At 68.1% G+C, this 370-nt stretch carries 1 protein-coding gene; it reads left to right on the forward strand.

What is annotated here, in order from left to right; all coding sequences use genetic code 11:
* Positions 1–308: lipase secretion chaperone (locus J0A65_RS26410; protein WP_206597148.1), on the forward strand; the 308-nt coding region annotated here is incomplete at its 5' end.
* Positions 309–370 lie beyond the last annotated feature (62 nt).

The raw sequence follows: 370 nt of genomic DNA on the forward strand, positions 1-370 counted from the left end.
TGCGCCAGAACACCGCGCGCCTGCAGGCGCAGGGCGCCAGCTCGGCGCAGATTCGCCAGATGCGCCAACAACTGGTCGGTGCCGAGGCCACTGCCCGCCTGGAGACGCTGGACGGTCAGAGACAGAACTGGCAACGGCGCCTGGAGGCCTATCTTGCCGCCAAGACGCAGATCGAAGCCAACCCGGGGCTCAGCAGCGCTGACAAGCGCGCCGCCATCGACGCGCTGGCAACGGAACGCTTCGACGAACGTGAGCGCCTGCGCCTGGAAGCAGCTGAACAACTGGCCGCCGCGAACAAGGGCCAGTAACCGCGTCAGGCGCTGTCGCGCATGACCAGCTCGAAGCCGACGTCGACGCAGTGCTGCTCGGG

The sequence above is a fragment of the Bowmanella yangjiangensis genome, assembly GCF_017255015.1.
In the GTDB taxonomy this organism is placed as follows: domain Bacteria; phylum Pseudomonadota; class Gammaproteobacteria; order Enterobacterales; family Alteromonadaceae; genus Bowmanella; species Bowmanella yangjiangensis.